Source organism: Pelomonas baiyunensis (assembly GCF_043555935.1).
GTDB classification, from domain to species: domain Bacteria; phylum Pseudomonadota; class Gammaproteobacteria; order Burkholderiales; family Burkholderiaceae_C; genus Pelomonas; species Pelomonas baiyunensis.
The window spans coordinates 96218-118735 of record NZ_JBIGIB010000002.1 but is presented as its reverse complement, the minus strand read 5'-3'; the positions used below and the strand labels follow the sequence as shown (position 1 = coordinate 118735).

Here is a 22518-nt window from a genome sequence, read left to right as displayed (position 1 = left end):
CCGGCCTAAAGGAACAACTGCTGCAGGTCGCTCAAGAAGTCGAACCCACGCTCGGTGGGCTGAATGCGAGCCAGGTCGGGCGACAGCAGACCGCGCCCGCGCGCCTGGTCCAGGCCGGTGGCGATGGCCGACAGCGGCAAGCCCGTGCGCTCCAGGAACTGGGTCACGGTCACACCCTCTTTCAGGCGCAGCGCATTCAGCATGAACTCGAACGGCAAGTCCTTGCGAGCCACCTCATGCTCGTTGCTGACTTTCTCGGCCTGGGCCATGTAAGCAGCCGGCTCGCGCCAGCGAACCTGGCGCAGCACACGATGGGGGAAGCTCAGCTTGGTGTGCGCGCCCGCGCCAATGCCGAGGTAATCGCCGAACTGCCAGTAGTTCAGGTTGTGTTGGCACCGGTGCCCCGCCTGCGCATAGGCCGACACCTCGTACCGCTGCAGGCCCTGAGCCGCCGTCTTGGCGGTGATGAGGTCCAGCATGTCGCTGGCCAGGTCGGGGTCCGGCAGCCCGGCCGGCGTGCGCGTGGCGAACACCGTGTTGGGCTCGATGGTGAGGTGGTAGATGGACAGATGCGGCGGCCGAAAACTCAGGGCCGTGTCCAACTCCTGCGCCAAGTCATCCAGGCTCTGACCTGGCAGGGCGTACATCAGGTCCAGGTTGAAGGTGTCGAACGCCTGTGCGGCCTCGGCCAAGGCCTCGCGCGCCTGCGCAGCGCTGTGCACGCGGCCCAGCGCCTTCAACTGCCCGTCGTCAAAGCTCTGCACGCCCACCGACAGGCGCGTGACGCCAGCAGCCCGAAAGCCCTTGAACCGCTCTCGCTCGAATGTGCCGGGATTGGCCTCCAGCGTGATCTCGCAACCCGGCTCCAGCGGCAAGCGTGCGCGGATGTCGGAAATCAGCTGCCCCACCTCGTCGGGGTTGAACAGGCTGGGCGTGCCGCCGCCGATGAAGATGCTCACCACCGGCCGCCCCCACACCAGCGGCAACGCAGCCTCCAGGTCGGCCCGCAACGCGGCCAGGTAGGCCTGGGCCGTGTCAGGCGCCAGTGCGCCGCCCCGCACCTCGTGGGAGTTGAAGTCGCAGTACGGGCACTTGCGCAGGCACCACGGCAGGTGCACGTACAGCGCCAGTGGCGGCAGCGCCGGCAGTTGCAGCGTGCCCGGGCGCATGAGGTGCAGCAAGTCCGCCATGCGGGTCAACCGAGGTGCCAGACCTCGCGGAACTGCGCGATCAGTTGCTGCGCCGCCAACGCCCGGTGGCTGTGACGGTTCTTCACGTCAGCCGACAAGGCCGCCACGCTCGCCCCCATCGACGGGATGTGCATGAGGGGGTCGTAGCCAAAGCCCCCCGCGCCGTGCGGCTCGGTCAGGATTTCACCCATCCAGCGGCCCATGGCCACCAGCGGCTCGGGGTCGGCGTCGCTGCGCACGGCCACCAAGGCACACACGAAACGCGCACGGCGATCCGCCTCCCCGGCCAGCACCTGCAGCAAGCGGGCGTTGTTGGCTGCGTCGCTTTTCTCGCCACCGGCATCCAGCGCGTAACGAGCGGAACGCACGCCGGGCGCGCCGCCCAAGGCATCCACACTCAGGCCCGAATCGTCAGCCAGGGCCGGCAGGCCGCTTTCGCGCGACGCGTGCCGGGCCTTGGCCAGTGCGTTCTCGACGAAGCTGTTGAACGGCTCCTCGGCCTCGCCGATGCCCAAGCTGCCCTGGGTGACGAGCTCAATGCCCAGCGGCGCGAACAGCGCCTGCAGCTCCACCAGCTTCTTCGCGTTGTTCGACGCGAGCACGAGCTTCATGCGCGGCTCTGCAAGTCGATGAGCTGGCGAATGCCTTGATCGGCCAAGTCCAGCAGCGCGTTCATTTCGTCGCGCGAGAACACCACGCCTTCGGCGGTGCCTTGCAGTTCCACAAAGCCCCCGGCGCCGGTCATCACGACGTTCATGTCGGTGTCGCAGGCGGAGTCTTCCGTGTACTCGAGGTCCAGCAGCGGCACACCGTTGACGATGCCCACCGAGATCGCGGCCACGGCGTCCTTGATGGGCGACTCGGTGATCTTGCCGTCGGCCAGCAGGCGATTCACCGCGTCACGGGCCGCGACGAAGGCGCCCGTGATGGCGGCGGTGCGCGTGCCGCCGTCCGCCTGGATCACGTCGCAATCCAGCGTCAGCGTGCGCTCGCCCAGCTTGGAGAGGTCGAACACCGCGCGCAGCGAACGGCCGATCAGGCGTTGAATTTCCTGCGTGCGGCCGCTTTGCTTGCCCTTGGCCGCTTCACGGTCGCTGCGCGTGTGGGTGGCGCGCGGCAGCATGCCGTATTCGGCCGTCACCCAGCCCTCGCCCGAGCCGCGCTTGTGCGGCGGCACGCGCTCCTCCACCGAGGCGGTGCACAGCACGCGGGTGGCGCCGAACTCGATCAGCACCGAGCCCTCTGCATGCACGGTGAAGCCCCGGGTGATGCGAACCGGGCGCAATTGATTGGCAGCGCGGCCAGCGCTGCGCAGGTAAGTCTGGGTCATGGGTGTTCGGAAGTTAGCGGCGGCTGGCGCGTTCGCGAATGACTTCATTGATCTCGCGCACCGAGCGCTCGATCTCTTCGTCATCCATGCCAGCCACCAAGTCGGCATCCAGGGCGCCCTGGATGGTGGACGCGAACCCGGAGTTGCCGAGGTTCTGTGTCGTGTCGCCGCCGGGGTCGCCATCGCTTTCCCACTCGACGGCCAATGCGGTCACGTTGTCGCTGCGCTCGCCGCCGCGGCGAAGCGCCTGCTCCACCAACTCGGGCACGGCCTCGCCAATGCCGAGGTCGGCGAGTTGCTGGACGATTTCGAAATCTTCCACGCTGCCCCAGAGACCGTCCGAGCACAGCAGCAGGCGGTCGCCCTGTTCCAGGATCAAGGGACCCTGGCAGTCCACCATGGGGTTGCCCGGGCTGCCCAGGCACGTGAAGAGCACGTTGCGGTTGAAGGCCTCACCGGGGCGCGAGGTGCGGCCCAGCGCTTCTTGAAGTTCCGAGTACGAATGGTCTCGGGTGCGGGCGATGAGCTTGCCTTGGCGCACCAGATACAGCCGCGAATCGCCGCAGTGCGCCCACCATGCCTGGTTGCCTTGCAGGATGCAGGCCACGACCGTGGTGCGCGGGGTGTCGGACAGGTCTTTGCTGTCGGCGTAGCGCAGCAGTTGCTGGTGGGCGATGACGATGCTGTCTTGCAAAAACCGCTGTGGGTCTTCGATCGCGGGGCGAGCATCTTGCTGGAACAGCGCGGCCAAGGTTTGCAGCGCAATTTGCGCCGCCACTTCACCCTCGGGGTGGCCACCCATGCCATCGGCCAGAGCAAACAGACCGGCTTCGCTGGTGTAGCAGTAGCCCATGCGGTCTTCATTGGTCTCGCGGCCGCCACGGCGGCTGACCTGGAAGACAGCGAACCTCATGCCTTCGCTCCGGACTTGAGGTTCTCGAGTTGCAGCTTCAGTCGCTCACTGAACGACAGCTTGGTGTAGCGGCGCTCGGTCTCCCGCGCCAGTTCCTTTTGCAAGGCGAACACGCTTTGCGGGCGCGACAAGGCGTCCAGCGACATGCACCATTCGGTCACTTCCAGCAGGTTGTCGGAGTACACATTGCGCAGCCGCGACAAGCTCAGCGACAGGCGGTCCTTGTCCAGGCGCTGCGGGGCATCGTTGGGCGGGTAGCCCTGCATGCAGGCGTAAATGCACGCGCCGATGGCGTAGATGTCCGTCCAAGGGCCCAGCGAGCCATCGCGGCGGTACATCTCCGGTGCGGCGAAGCCCGGCGTGTACATCGGGCGGATGAAGTTGCCTTCCTTGCTCAGCACTTCACGCGCGGCGCCAAAGTCCAACAGCACGGCCTTGTTGTCGTTCGTGATGAAGATGTTGGCCGGCTTGATGTCCAGGTGCAGCATCTTGTGCTGATGCACGATGCGCAAGCCACGCAGGATCTCGTCGAAGAGGCTGCGGATGGTGGACTCGCGGAACACCTTGTCGCGTTTCAGATCGCGCGCGGTCACGATGAAGTCCTGCAGGGTGTCCCCTTGCAGGTAGTTCATGACCATGTAGACGGTTTCGTTCTCGCGCAGGAAGTTCAGCACCGAAACCACGCTGGGGTGCGAAATCTGCGCCAGCGAGCGGCCTTCCTCGAAGAAGCTCTTCAGCCCCAGCCGGTACAACGGCTGTTTCTCCGGCTTCACCCGCGGCGTCAATTCACCGGGCGAACGTTCGGCCAGGGATGAGGGCAGGTATTCCTTCAGCGCGACCAGGTGATGGTCGGGATCCTCGGCGAGATAGACGACGCCGAAACCTCCCGCCGCCAGTCGCTTGATGATCTGGTAGCCCCCAACCACCGTGCCTGCTGGCAAGGGCGCCGGCTTCGGCTTGGACATAATCGCGTTTTGTCTGTTTTGCGAGTGCGAAATGCCAGTCTACAGCATGACCGGGTATGCCAATTCCCTGGCACAACCCCCTAAAGCCGACGACGGCAACCCGTCACAGTCTGCGTCCGTCAGCGTTGAATTGCGGTCCGTCAACGGACGATTTCTGGACTTGTCCATGCGCATGCCGGAAGAGCTGCGCGGCCTGGAACCTCAACTGCGTGAACTGATTGCCGCACGATTCAAGCGCGGCAAGATCGAACTGCGGATTAACACGCAGAAAGACAGCGACGGCGCGTGGCCCAGCCCCCAGCCAGACCAGCTGAACCGATTGGCCAACCTCGAATCCAAGGTGCGAGCCTGGCTGCCGCAAGCGGCGCCGCTGTCCGTTCACGAAGCCTTGAACTGGTGCAAGAGCGGCGGGGCCACGCCCGTGGCGCTGGACGCTGCCACGCTGGAGGCGGCGCAGGCCTGCGTCCAAGGCCTGGCGGACGCCCGAGAGCGAGAGGGCGCCAAGCTGGTGGCCATCTTGCAAGAGCGCATCCAACGCCTGCGCCAACTGGCCGACGAAGCCGAACCGCTGCTGCCCGCCGTGGTGGCACGCCAACAGCAACGCTTTCTGGAGCGCTGGCAGGAAGCCCTGGCCAGCACGGGCGGCGCCACGTCCGTCCCCCAGGAAGCCTTGCAGGAGCGCGCCTTGAACGAGGCCGCGGCCTTCGCCATCCGCATCGACGTGGCAGAGGAACTGGGGCGGCTGCGCGCGCACCTGGACGAACTCACGCGCCTGCTCAAAAAAGGCGGGGAATTGGGCAAACGGCTGGATTTCCTGATCCAGGAATTGCACCGCGAGGCCAATACCCTGGGCTCGAAGTCGGCCGCGCTGGAGTTGACGAATATTTCCGTCGAAATGAAGGTCGCGATCGAGCAGATGCGCGAGCAGGTTCAGAACATCGAATAACAGGCAGTCATGGAATACCCGGGCAATCTTTTCGTCGTCGCCGCCCCGAGCGGGGCAGGCAAATCCAGCCTCGTGAAGGCGCTGCTGGAGCTGGATGCCAAGCTGGCGGTGTCGGTGTCACACACCTCGCGTGCGCCCCGTGGGCAGGAGCAACACGGCCGCGAGTACTGGTTCGTGGCGCCGGATGAATTCCGCGCCATGGCCGCGCGCGGTGATTTCTTCGAATGGGCCGAGGTGCACGGCAACCTGTACGGCACCTCGCGCGCCGGCATCGAAGAGCGGCTGCAACACGGCGAGGACGTGGTGCTGGAGATCGACTACCAGGGGGCGCTGCAAATCAAGCAGCTGTTCCCGTATGCGGTGCTCATCTTCATCTTGCCCCCGAGCTGGGATGAGCTGCGCCTGCGCCTGAACCGGCGTGGCGACACCGAACCGGAAGTGATTGCCAAGCGCATGAACAACGCCCGTGTCGAAGTGGCCCAGGCCCAGCACTTCGATTTCGTGGTGGTGAACGCCGTGTTCGACACCGCCGTGTTCGACCTGAAAACCATCGTCCACGCACAGCGGCTAAAATACGCGGCTCAGCGCCGAAATCGCTCGGCTGTCTTCCAGGCGCTCGATCTGCCCTGACCGACCGCCCGCACCGCACACCTCAAGGAACACCATGGCCCGCATCACCGTCGAAGACTGCCTGACCAAGATCCCGAACCGCTTCCAGCTCGTGCTGGCTGCCACCTACCGTGCTCGCATGCTGAGCCAAGGCCACAGCGCCCGCATCGAAAGCAAGAACAAGCCGGGCGTGACCGCCCTGCGCGAAATCGCGGCCGGCGAAGTCGGCGTCGAGATGCTGCGCAAAGTGCCGGTCTGATCGATTCCTTTCCCGTTCAACGGGCGTCCTGGGCTTCCCAGGACGCCCGTTGTGCTTTGGGCATCAGCTAAATTCGGGCCATGGCCCAACGATCTCTCACTGCCTGGTTCACGCTGCCCGGCCTTCGCCCGGCGGCGCCACCCACGCCAGCAGAGGCGGCCTCTTTCGACGCCCTGCTGCCCAAGCTGGGCTACCTGAGCAAGGCCGAGGTCAAGCGCGTGCGCGAGGCCTACAAGTTCGCCGACGAAGCCCACCTCGGCCAGAAACGCGCGACCGGCGAGCCCTACATCACACACCCCATCGCCGTGGCCGGCATCTGTGCCGAGTGGCGGTTGGACGCGCAGGCGTTGATGGCGGCGTTGATGCACGACGTGGTCGAGGACTGCGGCGTCTCAAAGGCCGAGTTGATTGAGAAATTCGACGCAACCACCGCCGACCTGGTGGACGGCCTGACCAAGCTGGACAAGCTCCAGTTCTCCACGAAAGAGGAATCGCAAGCTGAGTCCTTCCGCAAGATGCTGTTGGCCATGGCGCGCGACCTGCGCGTCATCCTCATCAAGCTGGCCGACCGGCTGCACAACATGCGCACGATGGGTGCGATGGCGCCGCACAAGTCGCGGCGCATCGCGCGCGAGACGTTTGACATCTACGCCCCCATCGCGCACCGGCTGGGGCTGAACCAGACGTTTCGCGAACTGCAAGACCTGTCCTTCCAGTACTTCCACCCCTGGCGTTATGCGGTGCTGACCAAGGCGGTGGCCAAGGCCCGCGGCAACCGGCGCGATCTGGTGTCCCGCATCGAAGGCGAGATTCGCGCGGCGTTCACCAAGGCCAGCCTGCGGGTGTCGGTGCAGGGGCGCGAGAAGACCGTCTACTCCATCTATAAAAAGATGCGCGAAAAGGGCGGCCTGTCCTTCGCCCAGGTGAGCGACATCTTCGGCTTTCGCATCCTGACGGAAGAGCCCCTGCAGTGCTACACGGCGCTGGGCGTGCTGCACCAGCTCTACAAGCCGCAAGCGGGCCGCTTCAAGGACTACGTGGCCACGCCGAAGGACAACGGCTACCAGTCGCTGCACACCACGCTGATGGGCCCGCTGGCCACGCCGCTGGAATTCCAGTTGCGCACCGAGGGCATGCACCAGATCGCCGAGCAAGGCGTGGCGGCGCACTGGATCTACAAGAGCCGCGGCAAGCAGGCGTCAGCGCTGATGGCGCAGCAGGCCAACGCGCGATGGCTGCAAAGCCTGATCGACATCCAGGACGAAACGCGCGACGCGAACGAATTCCTGGAACACGTGAAGATCGACCTCTTCCCGGACTCGATCTACGTCTTCACCCCCAAGTCCAAGATCATGGCGCTGCCCAAGGGCGCCACGCCCGTGGACTTTGCCTACGCCATTCACTCCGACGTGGGCGACCACTGCGTGGCCGCGCAAGTCAACGGCGAGCCGGTGCCCCTGCGCGCCGAGCTGCGCAGCGGCGACATCGTCGAAATCATCACCGCCCCAGGCGCCAGCCCCAATCCGGCCTGGCTGAGCTTTGTGCGCACCGGCCGGGCCCGCTCCAAGATCCGTCACTACCTGAAGGATCTGGAGCAGGAGGAGTCCCGCGAACTGGGCGAAAAGATGCTGGCCCAAGCGATGCGCGCCGAGGGCTTGGCGCTGCCCAGTCTGGAAATGGACGACCCGGCCCACCCGATGTGGACGGAGCTGGCCGCCTGGGCCGGCAGCTCTGGCGTCGAGCAGCTGCTGGTGGACGTGGGCGCGGGCCGCAAGATTGCCACCATCATCGCGAAGAAGCTCGCCCGCCTCATGGCCGCACAGGGTCAGAAGCCTGATGCACTGGCGCTGACGCTCGGCCGCTTCAGCGAAACCTCGGCGCAGCAGGGCAGCGTCACCATCGACGGCAGCGAAGGCGCGTCGGTGCAGTTGGCCACGTGCTGCCGCCCCATTCCGGGCGACGAGGTGCGCGGCTACCTCGGCCGCGGTGAAGGCCTGGTGGTGCACACCTGCGAGTGTGCGGTCGGGCGCCGCCTGTTCCAGCGCGACAGCGAGCACTGGATCCAGGTGGAATGGGCCGAAGAACTCAAACGCAGTTTTGAGGCTGGTATCGCGCTGCTGCTCAACAACGGCAAGGGCGTGCTCGCGCAGGTGGCCCAGTCGGTGGCGCAGGCGGAAGCCGACATCACGCACATCTCCATGACGGACGACGCGCCCCTGCGCGAAACCGCGGAAATGACTTTGCTGCTGGACGTTCGCGACCGGCTGCACCTGGCCGATGTGCTGCGGGTGCTGCGCCGCACCGCCCCGGTCCAGCGCGTCTGGCGGGTGAAGCCTTGAGTCAGGCGAAACGGGTTCAAGCGCCGAGCGGCCGGTAGGCCCGCATCAGGCCTTGGGCGCCGGGTACTGAACGTCCACCACCTCGATTTTTTCCACGCCCACCGGCGTCACCAGGTTCAACTCGTCGCCCACCCGCGCCTTGAGCAAGGTGCGGGCGATGGGCGAGATCCAGCTGACCTCGCCGGCCAGGCTGTCGGACTCATCGATGCCCTTGATCGTGACGGTGCGCTCCTCGCCGCGGGCATTGGCATAGGTCACGGTGGCGCCGAAGAAGACCTGCTCGCGGCCATGGTGCACGCTCGGGTCCACCACCTCGGCGATGTCCAGCCGCTTGGTCAGGAAGCGCAGGCGCCGATCGATCTCCCGCAGGCGTTTTTTGCCGTAGAGGTAGTCGCCGTTTTCTGAGCGGTCGCCGTTCTTGGCCGCCCAGGACACGGTCTCCACCATCTTCGGTCGCTCGACGTCGATCAGCTGCATGAACTCTGCGCGCAACCGGGCGTGGCCCTGAGGGGTCATGTAGTTGCGCGATCCGGCAGGCAGCGCCGGCAGCGACACGCCGTCGCCGTCGTCGTCTTCGGCCCCATCCGGCTCCTTGGTGAATGCCTTGTTCATGCGAGCATTGTCCGATGCAAGCCGCCGCCCCTGCCGCCTCGCCCGCCCCTCCGGTTCGCCCGCTGGAGGGTTTGAAGGTCGTCGAAATGGCGGGGCTGGGCCCCTGCCCGCTGACCGGCATGCTGCTGGCGGACCATGGCGCCCAGGTCACCGTGATCGACCGCCCCGGGCCGCCCGCCATCGACACGGGCACGGGCTTGGCTCGCGGCAAGCAACGCATCTGCCTGGACTTGAAACACCCTGGTGACCTGAACCAGGCCCGGCAACTGATCGCAGGCGCAGACGCCCTCATCGAAGGCTTCCGGCCCGGCGTGATGGAGCGCCTGGGCTTGGGGCCTGCTGAACTGCGCGCACAGCACCCGGCGTTGGTGTACGGCCGCGTCACCGGCTGGGGGCAAACCGGCCCGCTGGCCCAGGCCGCAGGTCACGACATCAACTACGTGGCCTTGACCGGCGCGCTGTCGATTGCCAGCCGCGCCGGCCAAGCGCCCAGCATCCCCGCCACGCTGATTGGCGACATGGGCGGGGGCGCCCTGATGCTGGCGTTCGGCGTCATGGCCGCGCTGTGGCAGGCGCGTGCCACCGGGCAAGGTTGCGTGATCGACGCGGCGATGACGGACGGCGTGGGCCTCATGGCCGGCCTGCTGCATTCGCTTCGCGCCGCCGGGCGCTGGGCGGAGGCGCCGGAGCAGAACTTCTTCCTGCACCAGTCTCCGTTCTACGACTGCTTTGAATGCGCGGATGGACGTTACGTGTCGCTGGGCGCCTTGGAGCCCCAGTTCTACGCGGAATTGCTGCAGCGCTTGGAGCTTGGCGACATCTCGCCGGCAAGCCAGCACGACACCCGACAGTGGCCCGCCGTGCGCGAGCGCGTGGCCCAGCGCATCCGTGAACGCACGATGGAGGAATGGCAGCAGCGCCTCGAAGGCACGAACGCCTGTTTCGCACCCGTGCTGAACCTGGCCGAAGCGCCGGACCACCCGCATGCCCGCGAACGACAAAGCTACCGCCGCCGTGCAGACGGACACTGGGAACCCTCGCCCGCACCGCGGTTCAGCCGCTGAACTCCGCCGCGAGCCAATCGGACGCACAAACAAAAACGCCCCGGTGCGAGGAGCACCGAGGCGTTTTGCATTTCTTGTTTTTGGCGCGGCTGGCAGGATTCGAACCCACGACCCCTTGGTTCGTAGCCAAGTACTCTATCCAACTGAGCTACAGCCGCGTTGCTGTTTAGCTGGAACTCAGCATTCTAGCTGGAATTTCAGCGCTCTAACTCGATCTCTTCAATTTTTCGCGCAACGACGAACTCGCCGCCGGTCCGATCGCGTGTCACTGCAGCGCGCCCAGGGAAGGCGCACGCACTGAGGCACCAATGGAAACGGGTCCGGTGCTTTCGCACGGGACCCGTTGCTCTTCTTGTTATGGCGCGGCTGGCAGGATTCGAACCCACGACCCCTTGGTTCGTAGCCAAGTACTCTATCCAACTGAGCTACAGCCGCTGAAGCCTCACAGTATAACCAGTTTTTGGAATCCCGCGCAAGTTTTCTGCCAAGCAGCGCGCCGCTTCACTCACACGGTCTGCAGGACAGTGCTTTTTGTGAACCTACCTGACGCTGCTCGGCGCACTCAAGGCAGCCGCGCGGCCGATTCGAAGCAACGCGCGCGGCGCGCGTCGTCGCCGTCGTTTTCGGCCATCGCGGCCAAGGCCAGCCAACTGCGACGTCGGGCGACCGAGGGCATGGTCGCGTCCTCTGCCACCACCTCGAGCATCAAGCGCGCCTTGCCCCACAGCTGGCGCTCGGCGAGCGCATGGCCCAGCGCGTAGGCCAATGCGCGCTCGCGCGGGAAGCGGGCTTGGGCTTGCTCCAACCGCTGCAGCCAATCCGGGCCACAACCGGCCAGCACTGGCACCAAGGCCACGGCCAGCGCGGAACGATCGTCTGCTTGAAGCGCAGCCAAATCGTCGAAGAACGGCCGCAGCCAGCCGCGACCGTCATCCGGCGCGCCCAGTTGCCCGGCACATTGAGCCGCGCGCGCAGCCACCAAGGGATCGCGGCGATCGCTGGCATCCAGTTGCTGCCAGGCGGCGCGCAACTGGTCGACGTCGCGTGCGCCGTCCAGCGCCTCAAACGCCAGGGAACGCAGCAGGCTTTGCGCGGCCGCCTTGGAGAACGCCTGGTGCTTGGCCAACAGACGGGCCGTGCGCAGTGCGTCCAGCGGTTGCTTGGCCAGACGAGAGGCCTGCAGACGCAAGCGCAGCGCCTGCGTGCGCCGCGCCACGCCAGGCGCCAACTCGCTGAGCACGCTCAAGGCGCGCGGGGCGTCGCGATCGTCCAGCGCCCACTCCGCCGCCAGCAGCCGGGCGCCGTCTTCCTGCGCGCGGGCGCCACCCAAACGGCTCGTCAGGCCCAGGGCCAACTGCAATTGCTCGTCCCGGTGACGGCGGTCTTGCAGGCGGTGGGCACTGGCCGCCGCCAGCAGGTGCGCCAGCGCCATGAAGGACGGGTCTGCCGCCAACTCCGGCGTGGCGGACTGGATGCTCAGCGCCTTTTGCGCCGCCTTCTGGGCGCGGCTGTAGCGGGCACCGAACAGCTCCACCAGCGACTCGCGCAAAGCCATCTGCGCACTGCGTTCGCGCTGCGCCAAACGCCATTCACGGGCGCGCTTGGGGAGCGTCGTCAACGCCTCGATGGCCTGGATGGCCGTCACCAGCGCAAAGCACCCGGCGATCAGCAGCAACAGGAACAAATTGAGCGACAGATCCAGACGCCAACCCGCCCAGTAGAAGCTCGCAAGCCCGTCGTTGGACCCGAGGGTGAGCGCGGCCACCACGGCCACCGCGAACAGCAGAACCAGCCAAATCACCAGGCGCATGATCAACGCCCCGCAGCGGCGGCCGTCAGGGCGGCCAACGTGTCGTCAGGCCGCGGCACGCTGACCTGCCGCGCCTGCCCCGCCACTTGGCGCAGCAGCTCCAGCACCGCCCCCACCTTGCGCGAACGCGTGTCGAAGTAGCGGTTGAGCATGTCTTGGCTGTCGCGCAGGTCGGACTGTGCGGTGTCGAACTGCCGGCTCAGCAGCGCCAGCCGCGCATTGAGCAGGCGCAGCTTCAGGTTCTCGCGCAGGAAGAAGCTTTGATCCGGTGAGACCAGCGCGGCTTCGGGGTGCTCGATGCGCGTCACGCGCAGCAGCGTGCGGGCCTCGCCCCAGACCAGGCCCGTCCAGCTGGACAGTTGCTGGCTGGCCTGCCACCACCACAGCGCCAAACGGCCGTCGGCCGCAGCAGCGGCTTGCTCGCGCTGCAGCTGCAGGGCGCGCTCACGGTCCTTGGCCGCGTCCGCATGTCGCTCGTCGTTCCGCGTGCGCGGGGCGGCCTCACCGGCCGACACCAGCGCCAGCTCATCCGCCATGCGCACGACTTCGTCAAGCTTGATGGTGAGCGTGGACACATCGATCACGGCCACGGCCTTCACGCGGTCCAGGTCTCGTGCCACCGCGCGGCGCACGCCTTCCATGCGCGGTTGCTTGTAGCGCAGCAGGCGTTCATCGGCCTGCTTGAGCGTTGCGATCAGGGGTTCGGCGCTGCCGGTGATCTGGGTTTGTTGCAAGGCCACGCGGATGGACGCCTCGATGTCACCGACGACGTTCTCGTCGCGCGATCGGGACATGGACTGGATGAGCTCTTCCAGTTGCCCGCGCTGCAGCGCCACTTCGGCCAGCCGCGCGTCCAGCAGCGACACCTTGGCCGCGGTGTCCCGCACCAGCTCAGCCGACTGCTTGGCGGCCACGCGCGCTTCGGCGGCCTGGGTCTGGCTGGCCTCTTGGCGGCGCACCAATTCCTGTTCCAGCGACTGCTGGCGCGACAGGCTCTGCCAGGCCAGGGCCACGCACATCAGCACGGCTGCGCCCAACAAGGCCAGCAGCCAGGGCAGCCAGGCGGGCAACGCTGGGGCCGCCGTGGCGGCAGGAGACATCGGGGCGGCAGGCTCGGCTGCGGCAACTACGGGGGGATTCAGCTCGGGCTCACTCACAGTGCGCCAGATTCTGTCAGAGCCCCTCCAGGGCCTGCGTCACCGCTTCGGGGGCCGGTCGCGCCAAAACCACAGGCAGGAAGCCCGATGCGCGCGCAGCCTCCGCAATGCGAGGGTGCGTGGCGATCGCCCGCTGCCCGGTCAGGCCGAAGGGCGCCAAGTGCCCCACCGCCTCGGCGCTGCTGAAGAGCCACGCGAAGTGCTGCGGATTGCGGCGCACACGCTCCAGCAATGCTGCTTCGGCAGCATCCAGGCGCGGCCCGGTGCGGTGGTAGGTGGTCACGGCCTGCACCTGCGCGCCGGCCTCCAGCAGCCGCTCGGCCAACCATTCACGGCCGCCGTCGCCGCGCAGCAGCAGCACGCGTGCGCCGGCCCAAGGGCGTCGCGGCTGGAGCTGCGCCCAGAGGTGTTCGGAATCCAGGCTTGCCGCATCGTCGGCCGGCTGCACCACCTGCGCGGCCGGCACGCCGTGCGCCAGCAGGGCCTGCGCACTGCCCGGTCCCACACAGGCGGCCAAGGTGTGTGCCGGCCAAGGCCGGCCGCCCGATGCCGCAAAGAACTGCGCCACCGCATTGGGGCTGACAAACACCGCCAAATCCACCTGCGGCAACGCGGCCCAGGCGGCTTCAACCGGTGCTGGGTCGCGCGCCGGCAAGATCTCGATCAGGGGCAAGGCCACTGCCTCCACCCCCAACGCCGCCAGACGCGCCAGCCACGCGGCGCATTGCGCCCGCGGCCGGGTGACGACCAGCGTGGGGCGGGTCATACGGGCAGGTACTGGCCAGCGCCCAGCTCGCGCAGACGGCTGGCTGCCTGCTGACCCAGCGCACGTGCGGCATCCACCGTGTCCACCGTGCCCGCCACGGCGGCGCGCAGCAGCGGCGAGGTGTGCCACTCGGCATGGCCCAGCGCGGCATCCAGATGCAGCGCCCCGTCTTGCCAGCGGGCATGCGCGGCCAGCGGCAGGCTGCAGCTGCCGCCCAGGGCGCGCGACACGGCACGCTCGGCCTCGCAGGCCAGCCAGGTTGGCAGGTGCGCCAGGCGCGCCAGCGCTTGCGCCAGCGCGGCGTCGTCGGACCGGATTTCCAGGCCCAGCGCGCCCTGCCCTGCGCATGGCAGCATTTGGTCCACCTCAAAGACGCTGCGCACGCGGTGGCCCAGGCCCAGGCGCTTGAGGCCCGCAGCGGCCAGCAAGATGGCGTGATAGCCGCCTTCGTCGAGCTTGCGCAGGCGCGTGTCGAGGTTGCCGCGCAGCGGCTCGACACGCAGGTCCGGCCGCACGCTCAGCAGTTGCGTCACGCGCCGCAGGCTGGAGCTGCCCACCACAGCACCTTCGGGCAACTCTGCCAGCGAGGCGTAGTCGTTCGAGACGAAGGCGTCGCGCGGGTCTTCGCGCTCCAGCACGGCGGCCAGCGTGAAGCCCTCGGGCAACTCCATCGGCACGTCCTTGAGCGAATGCACAGCCAGGTGGGCGCGGCCCTCCGCCAAGGCCGTTTCCAGCTCCTTTACGAACAGGCCCTTGCCGCCGATCTTGGACAGCGTGCGGTCGAGGATCTGATCACCGCGCGTGGTCATGCCCAGCAGGGCGGCGGTGATGCCGAGTTCGTCAGCGAGGCGGGCCTGCACATGCTCGGCCTGCCACAGCGCCAGGCGGCTTTCGCGGGTGGCGATGGTGATGGAGGTGGTCATGGCCGGATTATCGAGGCGCCACAATCGCGCTTCACCGCACCCCACTGCTTGCAAGGAGTCCCTCTTGATCGTCACCGTGTTCCGCTCCCGGCTCAAGGATGAATCCCGGACGGACTATTTCGATCTGGCGCCGCAGATGGGAGCGCTGGCGCAGACCATGCCCGGCTACCTGTCGCACAAGGTGTTCACGGCGGATGACGGCGAGCGGGTGGTGATCGTGGAGTTTGAAGACGAAGCCAGCCAGCAGGCGTGGGCGGTCAATGCGCTGCATGTGAACGCCAAGAAACAGGGCCGTGCCAACTTCTACGCCGAATACAACCTCAAGGTGTGCCAGCTGCTGCGCGAGTCCAAGTTCAAGGCCGACGGCTCTTGAAGAACGCGTTGAGCGTGAGCCGCCCCGGGTCTTGCGCGTAGGCCGCCGGCGACGCCCGGCCGATGTCGCCGGAATGGAAGATGCCGCCATCGTAGAACACCGCACGGTTCCATTTGGCGGGCAAGCGGCCGATGACCTCGAAGTGCCGGTTGCCCTCGGTCATGTAGCCCGGCGCGATGCCGTATTTCTCGCCGAAGGCGGACGCGCTCAGGTGGTTGGCGTCGTGCATGAAGGCCTCGGTGTCGGCGGCGTTCATGCGCGAGCGGAAGAACACCGTGCCGCCCAGTGCCGGGTCCTGGAACAGGTAGTGCACCGAGGCGCAGATCATCTCGCCCGCCTGCAGGCCGGAGTCGTCTCGGTGGCACACGCGCTGCCGGGCATCGAGCGTGGACGGCGCCTGCATCACGCGTGAGAAGCGGCCGTACATGCCCACCGGCTCGCCTGCACGCAGCGGCTGACGCAGATGGCGCTGGAAGAACTCACTCAACTCCGCGCACAGAGAGGCGGGCAGGCCCAGTTGCGGGCCGGGGTACGGATGCCCCTCGGGTGCTTCGAACTGATCGCGCTGGGACTGGGCCCAATCCACCAGGGCTTGCGGGTCTTGCACAAAGTCGTCCAGCACATAGACCTTGGAGCCGTCATCCAGCGTCACGATGCTGGGCACGGCCTGGGGGTTGATGCGCAAGGCCGGGGCGCTCACGGCAGCGGGCGGGGCCGCGGGTCGGGCTGCAGGGGCCGCGCGGTCTGGTGCGGGTGCGGGGCAGAACTGCTGGATGAATTGCTGGTGGCGCGGCAACTTCATCAGCTGGCGCGCCACATCCTTGCGCACCGTGCCGAGGAAGTCCGACAGGCTGGCGTTGTCCATCTGCCGGGTGATAGGGTGGTGCGCGCGGGGCACGATGCCCTGCCCCATCATCACCTGCACCCAGGAGTTCTCGGCGAACAGATCACCCGCGGCCGGCACGAAGCGCGCGGAGTCGCGGAACAGCTGGATGCGGTGCTGCAGCGAAGCCGGCACGTCCATGTCGCGGCACCGGCGCCAGAAGTCAGAGTCGGCCCGATGGGTGACGTGGTAGTGCAGGATGATGAAGTCGCGGATGTGCTCGATGGACTCGCGCGCCTGGCGGTTGTATTCGTCGATGTCGCTCTGGAAAATGCCGTCGGTGGGGAAGAGCTCCACCAGCCGCGTCAGCCCCTTCTGGATCAAGTGGATGCTGGTGGACTCCAGCGGCTCCAGGAAGCCGCTGGACAGGCCGATGGCCACGACGTTGCGCTTCCATACCGCCTCGCGCTGGCCCGGCGTGAAGTGAATGACGCGCGGCTCGCGCAGCACCTCGCCCTGCACGTTGTCCAGCAGCGCGCGCCGGGCGTCGTCGTCACTCACATGCCGGCTGCTGAACACCAGGCCGTTGCCCACGCGGTGCTGCAGCGGAATGCGCCACTGCCAGCCCCACGGGTGGGCAATGGAGCGCGTGTAGGGCACGGGCTCCTCCACCGATGTGGTCTGCACCGCCAGCGCGCGGTCGCACGGCAGCCACTGCTGCCAGCTTTCATAGCCCACACCCAGGGCCTGGCCGATGAGCAAGGCCCGCATGCCGGTGCAGTCGATGAAGAAATCACCGTCCACCCGCACGCCACTGTCCAGCGTCAGGCCGGTGATGTCGCCCTGCTCCGGCGTCTGGTGCACCTGCACGATCTTGCCTTCCAAGCGCCGCACGCCAAGGTCTTCGGAGAAGCGGCGCAGGTATTGGCCGTAGAGCGTGGCGTCGAAGTGATAGGCGTAGTTCAGGCCGCCCTCGGGCAGCAGGGCGAAGCGCTTGTCCAGCGCGGCGCGCAGTTCCAGGCAGTAGTCGCCATAGTCACTCGCCAGCCCGCGCTTGCGGCCTTCCAGCCAGAAGTGGTGAAAGCCCGCCGTCCAGTGGCCCTGGCCGGTTTTGCCGAAGGAGTGGAAGTAGTGCTCGCCGACGTTGCGCCAGTTCTCGAAGCTGATGCCCAGCTTGAACGTGGCTTGCGTGGCCTGGATGAACTCCTTCTCCTCCAGGTCCAAGATCTCGTGCATGAAATGCAGCGTCGGGATCGTGGCTTCGCCAACGCCCACGGTGCCGATTTCCTCGGACTCGACGAGACAGATGTCGTACTGCTGGCCCAGGCACTTGGCCAGGCCAGCGGCCACCATCCAGCCGGCCGTGCCGCCGCCGGCAATGACGATGCGTCGGATGGGCTGGGGCGAGGCTGCGGAGGTCATGCGGGTCTAGCGGTTGAGTCGTTGCAGCAACGCGGCGCGCAGTTGGCGCGCGGCGTTGTCATCCAGCGGCGCCAGCACGCCGCGCGCGGCAGCGGGGATGTGGGCGGCCGTGCTGGCGTCGGCATCGAAGATGTAGTGGTTGAACAGCACGCGCCAGGCGTCGCGCTGCGCGGGCGGCAGGTCGCGCAGGCTCAGCAGCGCCATCATCAGCGTGTTGAGCGGCGTGTCCATGTAGGCGGGCGATTGCCGCCACCAGAAGTTAACCAGCCCGTTGATCGCGGCCAGGCTTTCCACGCCGTGCCACCACTGGCTCGGGATGAAGACCGCATCGCCGGGGTCCAGCTCCACCACCTGGGCGTGGCGCAGCGCCTCGGCGTAGCGGGGGTAACGGTCCAGGTCGGGGGCCGCCAGGTCCACCAGGCTGATGGGCTGGCCGGCGGGCGTGAGGTCCAGCCGGCCGATGTACAGGTTGGCCACCTGGTCGGGCGGGAACAGCGTGAACCGGCGCCGCCCCGCCACCACGCAGGCCACGTTGTCCGGCAGGTCGAAGTGCGTGGCCACGCGGGTGCGATTGCCCAGCCACAAGCTCACCAGAGGATCGGGCGCGCCGACCTCCAGCGGATGGGCTTGGCGCAAACCCGGAAAGCTGCCGTCCAGCTCGGTGGAGCCAAGGTACAGCGCGTCCGCCGAACCGGCCAGCAACTCATCCAGCAGCTGGCCAAAGCGCGCCACCTCACGGTGGAAGTTGAAACCCGTGTGGTCGGCGTTGTAGAAGAAGCGCCCGTCGATGTCGGGGCCACCCCGCCACAGGCCCACCCGCGTGTCAGCGCCGTAACGGCGCAACTCTGCGCAAAAAGCGGCGTCGGACTGCTGCGCCGCCTGCACCAGCGGCCAGTGCCGCACCAGGCCGCGCAGCAGCACGGGCTCGGTGGACTGCAGGACGGCAGCGTCCAGCACGCGGCTTTCGCGCATGGGCCTCAGGCGTTCAGGGCCAAATGGCGGCGGATCAACGCCGGCAGGTGGGACAGCGACGCGATGGCCATGTAAATGGGCTGCAGGTAGTCGGCCTCGTGCAGCAGGCCGATGGTGGCGGCGTCCAGCGACGCCAGGCGCTCTTCATGGATGATGAAGAAGCCCACCAACTCGCCCCGCGAGCCGTCGGGTCGCTCGACTTCGATGCGCACCGATTCCAGCAACTCGTGCGCCACCAGCGCCTGCATGAACTCGGGCGCAGCTTCCAGGCCCTCGTGCAGTGTGCGCAGCACGGTGTTGGCGTTCTCGATGAAATCGGTGGTGCCGCCGTGCGGCAGGAACACCGCCTCGCCCTCGGCGCCGTGGCTGATGCGCGGGCTGGCCATGTCCACCATCATGCGCAGCTCGCCATTGGTCACGCCAATGGAGAACGGCAGGCGCTGCATGGACAGCGGCAGGTATTCCGCATCCCAGCCATCGGCCGTCAGGAACAGGTTCTGGCCCTGCTCCAGGCCGAACAAGGCCACGGCCTGGTAGCCGCCTTCGCCGTCGGGCTGGAACAGGATGGGGTAATGCGCTTGCACGCTGCGGAACTCGTCCGGGGTGATGAGCGCCGACATCACGTTGTCGCCCCACTGCGCCCCGCGCTGGGTCACGACGCGCAGGTCTTTGTGGGTGATGTTGTTGAGCAGTTGCAGCATGGGTGTGGGCTGAAATTCGCGGCGAAGGGCAGTGCTTTTGATTGTGGCCCCGCCGGGCAGAAAAACAGGACGGGCCGGGCGCACGGCAAGCGCGCGTCCGGCCCGGTTCAGCCGCAGAGCTACGCCCCGAGAGGGGTCAGGCACCTGCGGCCGAGGGCACCGCTCAGAAGCGGTAGCGAGCGCCGATCAGGTAACGCCGGCCGGTCTGCGTGGCCGAGATCAGCTGCTCCTTGGCACGGCCGTGCTGGCGGATGTAGCCATCGTTCAGGTTGATCAGGTCGGCCTGCAGAGTCAGGTCCTTGCCGATCTTGTAGCCGATGGACATGTCCACCTGACCATAGGCTTCGGTGTAGACCGGGTTGTTGCCCGCACCGTCAACCTTGGAGGCCAGGAACTCGTCGCGCCAGTTGTAGGCCGCGCGCACCGACCAGGTGTTGTCTTCATAGAAGCCCACTAGGTTGGCCGAGTCGCTCACGCCCAACAACGCCGCCTGCGGGGTGGTGATGTTGGTGTTGTCGTACTTCAGGCCTGCACGGGCAAAGGTGTAGTTGCCCGACACACCGAAGCCGCTGTTGCCGAACATGTGCTGCGCATTCAGCTCCAGGCCCTTGATGTTGTCGCCCTTTTCGTTGGACGGCGTCGTGACCTGGAAGCTCAGCAGCGGGTCACCCGGCTGGCCGGCGATGGTGCCGAGGATTTCGCCCGACGCGTTCACGCCGGTCTGCACCACCCCAGGCTTGCCCTTGAAGTTGTTGAAGATGTAGTTGCGAATGCACAGGGGCTGCGCATTGCCACCGCACGCCGCCAGGCCGGCCTTGTAGTACGCGCCGCCGATCGGGGTGGTGACACCCGGAATGGTTTGCGTGACGTTGGACGTGCCGACGAAGTTGCTGACCTTCTTGTAGAACGCACCGGCGGCCAGGTAGCTGCCCTTGCCGTAGTACCACTCGGCCGAGAGGTCGAAGTTCTTGGACAGCAGCGGCTTGAGCGACGGATCGCCTTGCGAGCCCGTGCCGCCCCCGGCGTTGGCGCCAGCACCGAAGTTGGTGCCGCCCACCAGGTCGTTCCAGCCCGGACGGCCGATGTTGTGGCCGTAGCTGGCACGCACCTTCACATCGGGGGCGAGGTCAGCGTCCCAGTCGATGCTGGGCAGCACGTAGCTGTACTTGCCAGTCTTGCTGTCGAACACCGTGGCGCCGGAGGTCAGCGTCACTTCGTTCTGCGAGATCCACGACGCCGAGGTGCGCGACACCACCTGCGAGGCGGACACGACCTTGGTGCTTTCATAGCGCAGGCCGGCCGACAGGTTCATCGGGATGGCCGTGTCGAACGAGTGGTCCCACTGCGCGAACGCGCTGCTGGACTTCTCCGTCGTGCGCCAGTCGTTGCCCAGCGAGTAGTCCGGTGCAGCGGAGAAGTAAGCCTCCGCTTGCGCACGGCTCACGCCACGCGACGCCATGAGCACTTCAATCGAGCGAGCACGCAGGCTGTTGAAGTCGAACATGTAGAAGTTCGGGAACAGGCGCGAATCACCCGAACCCGGGATCTGGCTGAAGAAGCCGGGCAGGCTCTCCGTCACCGTCGCCACGTTCGAGTACTGGCCTTGCGAGCCCACGCCACCCCAGTCGTTGTTCTGGTTGTTGTAGCTCGCGGCGCGGTTCTTCACGCGGGTGAAACCCAGGCCGGCGGTCAGCTTGTTGTCCACGTCCACGCGGTAGCTGCCTTGCGTCTGGAACTGGTCCACCGTCTGGGCGCTGAGGTTGCTGACGAACTGGCTGCCCGTCAGCATCAGCTTGCTGGCGTCGAACTTGGTCGTCGGCAGGCTGAAGATGGGGAACTTCTGGTCGTAGTAGGCCGTCGCGTTGCCCTGGTTGAACAGGCCGAAGTCCATCGTCGAGTAGCTGCCGAACGGGCTGTTGGGCTTGGTGCTGGACGTGGAGTGGTGTGCGTCGAACTCGAACTTCAGGTCGTTGTTGACCTTCCACTCGGTGTTGAAGCCGGTGGAGCGCACCTGCGTCTTGTCGCCGTAGATGCCGCCGTTGATGGCCAGGTCGTGGTCGTTGTTCGGGAACAGCGCCGTCTGGATGATGGGCGTCGCCACGGGGCCGCTGGTGAACGTGGTGGGCGGCGTGGACGGGCCGAACGAGAAGTTGAACCAGCTGGAAAGCTCGGCGTTCTTCTTGTTGATGGTGTTGTTGGCCAGCGTGTAGTCCAGCGTGAACTTCAAGTCCTTGCTGGGCGCGTACTGCAGCACGGCCTGGCCGTTCACACGCTCACGCTGCAGCGCAGTCAGCGAGTAGCGCATGTCGGTGGACGTGGAGTACAGGCCGGTCGGGCGGTTCACGATCGGGTCGGTGCCCGTGGCCGGCTTGGCGGGGATGGTGCCCCAGTCGCCCGAGTTGGCGGTGAAGGTGCGCCAGCCGTTTTGCGTGTAGGCCTTGTTCGAGCCGGAATCGCGCTTGGAGTAGCTGCCGCTGATGGCCAGGCCCAGCGTGCCGTCGGCGAAGACGTCGCTGTAGATGCCCGAGACTTCCGGCGTCACGCTGCTGCCCTTGAACGCTTCGGGCAGGCGGCTGTTGGAGCCGTCGAAATTGGCCTTGATGCCCAGGCTCGCGATGCGGACCTTGCTGTCCAGCGGTCGCGCGGTCTTGACGTTGACCGTGGCGCCAATGCCGCCCGTGGGCGACGACGAACGTGCGGTCTTGTAGACCTCCAGCGCCGAGATGGAGTCGGACGACAGGTTGGCAAAGTCGAACGCGCGGGAGCCGTTGGCGCCGCCGTTCTCGTTGCTGATCACGCCGGTGGGCATCTGGCGGCCGTTGAGCAGCACCAGGTTGAAGTCGGGGCCCACACCGCGCACGGTGATCTTGGAGCCTTCGCCGCTGGGTGCGCGGTCGATGGACACGCCGGCGATGCGCTGCATCGACTCGGCCAGGTTGCTGTCCGGGAACTTGCCGATGTCTTCGGCCACGATGCCGTCCACCAGGCCGCGGTTCTCGCGCTTGAGCGTGACAGCGCTGTCAAGCGACTTGCGAATGCCGGTCACCACCACCGTCTCGAGCGCCTGCGTGGCGCCGGGGGCGGCGGGAGCCGCTTGCTGCGCCTGCACCGCAGCAGCGCCGGTCAGCAGCGCCACCGACGAGGCCCACGCCACCGGCTTGAGCCGGCGGGCGAACGGGGCGTCGTGCCGCGTCTTGGAACTTTGAGGATGTTTCATTTGTCTCCTTGTTTGCTTTGACGACTCCTTGCGGAGCCGGTGGACGATGTTCTCTCTTCACCCACGGCCGCTGTTGGTAGCGATATCAACAACCGGCCGAATGCTGGAACAACCTGGGCGCCGAATG

Annotated in this window: 20 protein-coding genes and 2 tRNA genes; 6 read left to right on the top strand and 16 right to left on the bottom strand. The window is 66.9% G+C overall.

Features of this window, described 5'->3' with window-relative positions:
• Nucleotides 1–5: 5 nt before the first annotated feature.
• Genes hemW through ACG01O_RS06870 form a run of 5 tightly spaced genes read right to left on the bottom strand, consistent with a single transcriptional unit; the run spans nt 6 to nt 4398 of the window.
• Nucleotides 6–1190, bottom strand: a complete 1185-nt coding sequence (gene hemW, locus ACG01O_RS06890) for a radical SAM family heme chaperone HemW (RefSeq protein WP_394382794.1) — start codon at nt 1188–1190, stop codon at nt 6–8.
• Nucleotides 1191–1195: 5 nt separating this feature from the next.
• Nucleotides 1196–1801 carry an RdgB/HAM1 family non-canonical purine NTP pyrophosphatase gene (gene rdgB / locus ACG01O_RS06885; protein ID WP_394382792.1) on the bottom strand — a complete coding sequence of 202 codons (606 nt, stop codon included), beginning with the start codon at nt 1799–1801 and terminating at the stop codon, nt 1196–1198.
• Nucleotides 1798–2520, bottom strand: coding sequence for a ribonuclease PH (gene rph, locus ACG01O_RS06880; protein ID WP_394382790.1), 723 nt, complete (start codon nt 2518–2520; stop codon nt 1798–1800). Before rph ends, rdgB begins: the two co-directional genes overlap by 4 nt.
• A 13-nt stretch (nt 2521–2533) precedes the next feature.
• A complete protein-coding gene (locus ACG01O_RS06875; RefSeq protein ID WP_394382788.1) occupies nt 2534–3433 on the bottom strand; it encodes a PP2C family protein-serine/threonine phosphatase in 900 nt (299 codons plus the stop codon).
• Nucleotides 3430–4398 carry a serine/threonine protein kinase gene (locus ACG01O_RS06870; protein ID WP_394382785.1) on the bottom strand — a complete coding sequence of 323 codons (969 nt, stop codon included), beginning with the start codon at nt 4396–4398 and terminating at the stop codon, nt 3430–3432. Before ACG01O_RS06870 ends, ACG01O_RS06875 begins: the two co-directional genes overlap by 4 nt.
• 31 nt (nt 4399–4429) lie before the next feature.
• On the opposite strand from ACG01O_RS06870, the gene ACG01O_RS06865 reads away from it, so the two are divergent.
• From ACG01O_RS06865 to ACG01O_RS06850, 4 genes are all read left to right on the top strand, one after another.
• Nucleotides 4430–5344 (top strand): YicC/YloC family endoribonuclease, encoded by a 915-nt coding sequence (locus ACG01O_RS06865; RefSeq protein ID WP_394382783.1) that lies wholly within the window; start codon nt 4430–4432, stop codon nt 5342–5344.
• Between the two features lie 9 nt (nt 5345–5353).
• Nucleotides 5354–5974, top strand: a complete 621-nt coding sequence (gene gmk / locus ACG01O_RS06860; protein ID WP_394382782.1) for a guanylate kinase — start codon at nt 5354–5356, stop codon at nt 5972–5974.
• Between the two features lie 34 nt (nt 5975–6008).
• The gene (gene rpoZ / locus ACG01O_RS06855; RefSeq protein WP_394382780.1) at nt 6009–6212 is read left to right on the top strand and encodes a DNA-directed RNA polymerase subunit omega; all 204 of its coding nucleotides are present in this window, start codon (nt 6009–6011) and stop codon (nt 6210–6212) included.
• A gap of 80 nt (nt 6213–6292) precedes the next feature.
• A complete protein-coding gene (locus tag ACG01O_RS06850; RefSeq protein WP_394382778.1) occupies nt 6293–8551 on the top strand; it encodes a RelA/SpoT family protein in 2259 nt (752 codons plus the stop codon).
• A gap of 45 nt (nt 8552–8596) precedes the next feature.
• Here the strand turns inward: ACG01O_RS06850 and greB are convergent, their stop codons facing one another.
• Complete coding sequence (gene greB, locus ACG01O_RS06845; RefSeq protein ID WP_394382775.1) at nt 8597–9163, bottom strand: transcription elongation factor GreB; 567 nt, start codon at nt 9161–9163, stop codon at nt 8597–8599.
• Between the two features lie 14 nt (nt 9164–9177).
• On the opposite strand from greB, the gene ACG01O_RS06840 reads away from it, so the two are divergent.
• Nucleotides 9178–10227 carry a CaiB/BaiF CoA transferase family protein gene (locus tag ACG01O_RS06840; protein ID WP_394382773.1) on the top strand — a complete coding sequence of 350 codons (1050 nt, stop codon included), beginning with the start codon at nt 9178–9180 and terminating at the stop codon, nt 10225–10227.
• An 81-nt stretch (nt 10228–10308) separates the two neighbouring features.
• On the opposite strand, the gene ACG01O_RS06835 is transcribed toward ACG01O_RS06840, so the two are convergent.
• The 6 genes from ACG01O_RS06835 to hemC form a co-directional block, all read right to left on the bottom strand.
• Nucleotides 10309–10385, bottom strand: a tRNA-Arg gene (locus ACG01O_RS06835).
• A 200-nt stretch (nt 10386–10585) separates the two neighbouring features.
• Nucleotides 10586–10662 (bottom strand) — tRNA-Arg (locus tag ACG01O_RS06830).
• A gap of 127 nt (nt 10663–10789) precedes the next feature.
• Nucleotides 10790–12037, bottom strand: coding sequence for a heme biosynthesis HemY N-terminal domain-containing protein (locus ACG01O_RS06825; protein WP_394382771.1), 1248 nt, complete (start codon nt 12035–12037; stop codon nt 10790–10792).
• 2 nt (nt 12038–12039) lie between these two features.
• Entirely contained in the window at nt 12040–13137 is a 1098-nt protein-coding gene (locus ACG01O_RS06820) for a uroporphyrinogen-III C-methyltransferase (RefSeq protein WP_394382768.1), read from the bottom strand.
• 73 nt (nt 13138–13210) lie between these two features.
• Complete coding sequence (locus ACG01O_RS06815; RefSeq protein ID WP_394382765.1) at nt 13211–13960, bottom strand: uroporphyrinogen-III synthase; 750 nt, start codon at nt 13958–13960, stop codon at nt 13211–13213.
• Nucleotides 13957–14883 (bottom strand): hydroxymethylbilane synthase, encoded by a 927-nt coding sequence (gene hemC, locus ACG01O_RS06810; RefSeq protein WP_394382763.1) that lies wholly within the window; start codon nt 14881–14883, stop codon nt 13957–13959. Before hemC ends, ACG01O_RS06815 begins: the two co-directional genes overlap by 4 nt.
• A 64-nt stretch (nt 14884–14947) precedes the next feature.
• Between hemC and ACG01O_RS06805 the strand changes: the two genes are divergently transcribed.
• Entirely contained in the window at nt 14948–15256 is a 309-nt protein-coding gene (locus ACG01O_RS06805) for an antibiotic biosynthesis monooxygenase family protein (protein WP_394382760.1), read from the top strand.
• Here ACG01O_RS06805 and ACG01O_RS06800 read toward each other — a convergent pair.
• The 4 genes from ACG01O_RS06800 to ACG01O_RS06785 form a co-directional block, all read right to left on the bottom strand.
• A complete protein-coding gene (locus ACG01O_RS06800) occupies nt 15237–17501 on the bottom strand; it encodes a DUF6445 family protein (protein ID WP_394382758.1) in 2265 nt (754 codons plus the stop codon). The two genes, ACG01O_RS06805 and ACG01O_RS06800, sit on opposite strands and share 20 nt — an antisense overlap.
• Before the next feature lie 6 nt (nt 17502–17507).
• A complete protein-coding gene (locus tag ACG01O_RS06795) occupies nt 17508–18473 on the bottom strand; it encodes a cupin-like domain-containing protein (protein ID WP_394382756.1) in 966 nt (321 codons plus the stop codon).
• A 5-nt stretch (nt 18474–18478) separates the two neighbouring features.
• Nucleotides 18479–19174, bottom strand: a complete 696-nt coding sequence (locus tag ACG01O_RS06790) for a SapC family protein (RefSeq protein ID WP_394382754.1) — start codon at nt 19172–19174, stop codon at nt 18479–18481.
• Between the two features lie 163 nt (nt 19175–19337).
• Nucleotides 19338–22391: a TonB-dependent receptor gene (locus tag ACG01O_RS06785; protein ID WP_394382752.1), complete on the bottom strand. Its 3054-nt coding sequence runs from the start codon at nt 22389–22391 to the stop codon at nt 19338–19340.
• Nucleotides 22392–22518 lie beyond the last annotated feature (127 nt).

What these genes read in the sequence shown, in the direction of transcription:
- hemW (WP_394382794.1), bottom strand. Translation starts at nt 1,190, where the DNA reads ATGGCGGACTTGCTGCACCTCATGCGCCCGGGCACGCTGCAACTGCCG.
- rdgB (WP_394382792.1), bottom strand. Translation starts at nt 1,801, where the DNA reads ATGAAGCTCGTGCTCGCGTCGAACAACGCGAAGAAGCTGGTGGAGCTG.
- rph (WP_394382790.1), bottom strand. Translation starts at nt 2,520, where the DNA reads ATGACCCAGACTTACCTGCGCAGCGCTGGCCGCGCTGCCAATCAATTG.
- ACG01O_RS06875 (WP_394382788.1), bottom strand. Translation starts at nt 3,433, where the DNA reads ATGAGGTTCGCTGTCTTCCAGGTCAGCCGCCGTGGCGGCCGCGAGACC.
- ACG01O_RS06870 (WP_394382785.1), bottom strand. Translation starts at nt 4,398, where the DNA reads ATGTCCAAGCCGAAGCCGGCGCCCTTGCCAGCAGGCACGGTGGTTGGG.
- ACG01O_RS06865 (WP_394382783.1), top strand. Translation starts at nt 4,430, where the DNA reads ATGCCAGTCTACAGCATGACCGGGTATGCCAATTCCCTGGCACAACCC.
- gmk (WP_394382782.1), top strand. Translation starts at nt 5,354, where the DNA reads ATGGAATACCCGGGCAATCTTTTCGTCGTCGCCGCCCCGAGCGGGGCA.
- rpoZ (WP_394382780.1), top strand. Translation starts at nt 6,009, where the DNA reads ATGGCCCGCATCACCGTCGAAGACTGCCTGACCAAGATCCCGAACCGC.
- ACG01O_RS06850 (WP_394382778.1), top strand. Translation starts at nt 6,293, where the DNA reads ATGGCCCAACGATCTCTCACTGCCTGGTTCACGCTGCCCGGCCTTCGC.
- greB (WP_394382775.1), bottom strand. Translation starts at nt 9,163, where the DNA reads ATGAACAAGGCATTCACCAAGGAGCCGGATGGGGCCGAAGACGACGAC.
- ACG01O_RS06840 (WP_394382773.1), top strand. Translation starts at nt 9,178, where the DNA reads ATGCAAGCCGCCGCCCCTGCCGCCTCGCCCGCCCCTCCGGTTCGCCCG.
- ACG01O_RS06825 (WP_394382771.1), bottom strand. Translation starts at nt 12,037, where the DNA reads ATGCGCCTGGTGATTTGGCTGGTTCTGCTGTTCGCGGTGGCCGTGGTG.
- ACG01O_RS06820 (WP_394382768.1), bottom strand. Translation starts at nt 13,137, where the DNA reads ATGTCTCCTGCCGCCACGGCGGCCCCAGCGTTGCCCGCCTGGCTGCCC.
- ACG01O_RS06815 (WP_394382765.1), bottom strand. Translation starts at nt 13,960, where the DNA reads ATGACCCGCCCCACGCTGGTCGTCACCCGGCCGCGGGCGCAATGCGCC.
- hemC (WP_394382763.1), bottom strand. Translation starts at nt 14,883, where the DNA reads ATGACCACCTCCATCACCATCGCCACCCGCGAAAGCCGCCTGGCGCTG.
- ACG01O_RS06800 (WP_394382758.1), bottom strand. Translation starts at nt 17,501, where the DNA reads ATGACCTCCGCAGCCTCGCCCCAGCCCATCCGACGCATCGTCATTGCC.
- ACG01O_RS06795 (WP_394382756.1), bottom strand. Translation starts at nt 18,473, where the DNA reads ATGCGCGAAAGCCGCGTGCTGGACGCTGCCGTCCTGCAGTCCACCGAG.
- ACG01O_RS06790 (WP_394382754.1), bottom strand. Translation starts at nt 19,174, where the DNA reads ATGCTGCAACTGCTCAACAACATCACCCACAAAGACCTGCGCGTCGTG.
- ACG01O_RS06785 (WP_394382752.1), bottom strand. Translation starts at nt 22,391, where the DNA reads ATGAAACATCCTCAAAGTTCCAAGACGCGGCACGACGCCCCGTTCGCC.